Source organism: Aerococcus sp. 1KP-2016 (assembly GCF_002252085.1).
Classification (GTDB): Bacteria; Bacillota; Bacilli; order Lactobacillales; family Aerococcaceae; genus Aerococcus.
This window is the reverse complement of record NZ_NEEY01000104.1, coordinates 1-1,082: the sequence shown is the minus strand read 5'-3', so window position 1 is coordinate 1,082 and position 1,082 is coordinate 1. Positions and strand designations below refer to the sequence as shown.

The 1,082-nt window shown below is 35.1% G+C and carries 1 protein-coding gene; it reads right to left on the bottom strand.

Annotation, left to right across the window (positions count from 1 at the left end; genetic code table 11):
- Positions 1-967 (bottom strand): IS3 family transposase (locus B9P78_RS09590; protein WP_199445773.1); only part of this gene is annotated, 967 nt, incomplete at its 3' end.
- Positions 968-1,082 lie beyond the last annotated feature (115 nt).

Below are 1,082 nucleotides of genomic sequence, written 5' to 3'. Positions count from 1 at the left end.
TAGTTGAGAAGTGGTGTGCAACAATCTCGCCTGTAGCACCATCTTTAACAGCTGAAAGATAAGCCCATTGTCCACTTCCATAAGGAAGATAAGTGATGTCTGTTAGAAACACTTTATATGGCATATTATGATTAAATTGGCGATTGAGTATATTTTTCTTAGTAGCATTTTCTTGAGTTGCCTTCATGATTTTACGATACGGCTTAGCTGCTCTTATTGGCGATATAATGGCATTTTTACGCATAATTCTTCTGATTTTTTTATGATTCATTATTATACTGTATTCATTTTCTAGCGCCATTTTTATTTCATCGATGCCACATTTCTTCTTATCGAGAAATACCTTATATAACAATTGGAAATCTTCCCAATCATTGCGCTCACGTTCATTTCGTTTATCGCTACTATTTAGCCAGTAATAATAGCCACTTCTACTTACCCCCGCAAGATTACACAAATGATTAACCATGCCAACAAGTTGATTTTCACGAATAATTTGGTTAATTAATTTAAAGCGTTCCTGTTTATTTAAGTCGTTTTTTCTGTCGTTTTTCACGCTCCTCTCGTGCAATTCTAATTTTTTTACTAGTTCAAGATTACCCTCCAAATAGGCTATACGGGCATTCGCTTTTTCTAAAGCTTCTTCTAACGATAGTTGTCCTCTTGGTCCATATGGACCACTCTGACCAGTACCACGAGTCTCTTGAAGCAATATATCTTCGCCATGTCTTTTATATAATTTTTTCCAACGAGACAGTGATTGATTCGCTTTTCCTTCTCCAATTAAATGCGAAGGAAGTCCAGCAAGCTCAAATATCTGAGTGGACGTCATACCTTGTATGCTCTGTTTAATTGCCTTTCTTTTGAATTCTGATGAATAGGTGATGCTTCTCTCTGTCACACTTTTGATATTAGGATTATTTTCCAAAGTTTTAATTTCAGATTGGTTATAAATCTTTTTACTCAAAATGCCCACTCCCTTCTGTATAACGCAAATAAAGTATACCGAAAAATTGCATAAAAATAACCCGAAAACTAACAACACTCTTTTTTTGAGTGTTCAGTTTTCGGGTAGAGATTCA